We start from the raw sequence: 2,167 nt of genomic DNA, 5'->3' as shown, positions 1-2,167 counted from the left end.
GAGGTGCCTCTCGGATTGCCCGTGATGGAGCATTACTGAGGCGGTGAAACTCCTGCGTCAACTCGGCGACCTTGCGTCCCGCCTTCGACAGAGTTGTTTCCTCATCTTGAACTGTTCGCTCAGGTACAGAACCCATGATTTGCTTGCTGGCCACCGCTACCATAGTGTCGCAGTACTGCTGTTTATGATACTTCAGCACCGGCGTAACCAAGTGTGATTCCACCTGTGGACAAAGCTTTTCACGCGCCACATTAGCGAAATGTGTCACCGCGAGATTAATGAGACGGCTCTTGCGTGCCTCCAGGGGTTTCTTAGGTGTGCTCAGGGTTATTCTTGACGCGCTCAGGAACTCACGTGCCACAGCCATAGCAAGCCGCGGACTGGCGATTTTCGTGATGGACAGTGCTAGTACCTTAACGCTGGTGTCAGGTATGATCGCGAAAGCACTCGGCATTTCCTGTGGGTCCCATGTCCAGTTCATAGTGGGGACATCCTCGACCATGCTCTCCTTGATGGAGACAGCATCTAACGGTGTTAGTCGGCTATCGAATTCCTGATGTGCTTGGACGACTGCCCGCTCCCAGGAGGCAACCAGATCGGGCTCATACTCTTTCATATAATCACACGCAATGGTCTGCAACCGCTCCTGGGTCAGGACGCGATCAAACGCCCTGGCAATCCACTTCTTATCTCGCAGATTTTGGTCGCTTGCTACTTCCACCTCTTGTTCAAACGCACTACTTAGTGCATCTAAAACCCGTTGCTGGAGTCCATGAAACACCGTTACGCTCGCCTCCTGCACAATCTGCTCTCCCAGACTTTGGATACCATCAGTTTGCTGCTTCAGTAACCACAGCATGCGTCGTCGCTTCGAGGCTTCCTCCTCATAGATATGCTGAAATGTATTTGCCGACACCGCCAGATCCTCAGCAGCCGCTTGTACCAGAAGTAGACGAGGCTCAGCTAGTACGTCATCCGTAAGCAGTCGTTTCAATTTGTCAAGGCCACCATCCGGTCCAACGGCATCGTCTACCCCCTCCTCTGGACCATCTACCGCACGTGCCGCTGATAGAGGCAAGATACTGTGAAATCGAATGCCGTCGTGGGCTTGGGTAAGGTATTCCTTCGCACGCACAATCTCCGCATCACTTCGCCCTTCCGCCTTGTTCAGCAGAGCAACTACCGGCGTTCCCCTACGCCCCAATTCATCTAGGGCCGTTTGCAGTCCTTGGGCTCCCAGGAAGTCCAAGTCGAAGACCCACAATGCTACGTCCAAGCGTTCCAGGAACTGTAGGGCAAGGTTCTCGTTGAAGACCGATCCGCTAAGCCCTGGTGAGTCCCAGATACTCAAGTGCTCCAGAAACGGAGAGGGGCCGGTGACGGTGACGGTGACATGGTCAACCGTTTTTAACCACTCGTGATCTTGGCGGCGGAGGCCAAGAACCTTATTCAGTTCGGAGAGCTGCATTGCAACAGAGGAGCCGTCATGCATAACTATAACCGCCGTCTCTGCATCCCCATGTCGGTATTCATTGAGTGTTGCGGTCGTCTCCACGACATCTGTGAGGGCTAACGGGAGGCCAGTTAGGGCATTGATGAGCGTGGACTTACCTGACCGGAACTCGCCCATGATCCCAAGCACAAAGGTCTTCTCAATCTTCTGTAGAGCCGTCGCCACGACCTCCACACCAAAAGGCAGACAAACTCCAAGCACGGGGCGCTTGAAATGAGCTGCAAGGTGCTTTGCCTTTTCCCTAACTTCTGTTTCTGTTTCGGTTCCTTTCGTATTTTTCATTCTTGTGTCTCCGAAACGGGGGACGCTTGTGGCCATCCTAGGCGCGTCATGGTTCGGCGCGGCAGATCGTAGAAGACTGATGGGAGGATATACTCATTCAATTTTTGCTCCATTTCGCTTCTCAGTGTTTCTAACCGCTGTTCCCCTCCGAGTTGATTAACTTGATCTTGGAGGCCCACCAAGATTGCTGTTGCTGCCTCAGCCACTCGTTTCTGGTACGCAATCGCGATTTGCCTAAAGTGTTCGTCTAATATCTTCGTCATCTCTGAATTAATTGTGGCTCGCTTCTCAGCCGCCAATTCTGCTGTACGCCGTTGGGCATACTCTCTAGCATATCCAAAAAAACTGAAAAAATTAGCGACCCCCACCGCT

The 2,167-nt window shown here is 52.8% G+C and carries 2 protein-coding genes; both read right to left on the bottom strand.

The annotated features are described in order from the left end of the window. On the bottom strand, positions 1-1,795 hold a 1,795-nt coding region (locus ACH2EH_RS04415), incomplete at its 3' end, for a dynamin family protein (protein WP_395139325.1). Beyond that, positions 1,792-2,167: hypothetical protein (locus ACH2EH_RS04410; RefSeq protein WP_395139323.1), on the bottom strand; the 376-nt coding region annotated here is incomplete at its 5' end. The genes ACH2EH_RS04410 and ACH2EH_RS04415, both read right to left, overlap by 4 nt.

It is taken from the genome of Armatimonas sp. (genome assembly GCF_043760365.1).
Taxonomy (GTDB): domain Bacteria; phylum Armatimonadota; class Armatimonadia; order Armatimonadales; family Armatimonadaceae; genus Armatimonas.
The sequence above is the reverse complement of the archived record's forward strand: the minus strand, read 5'-3'. Positions and strand labels throughout refer to the sequence as shown.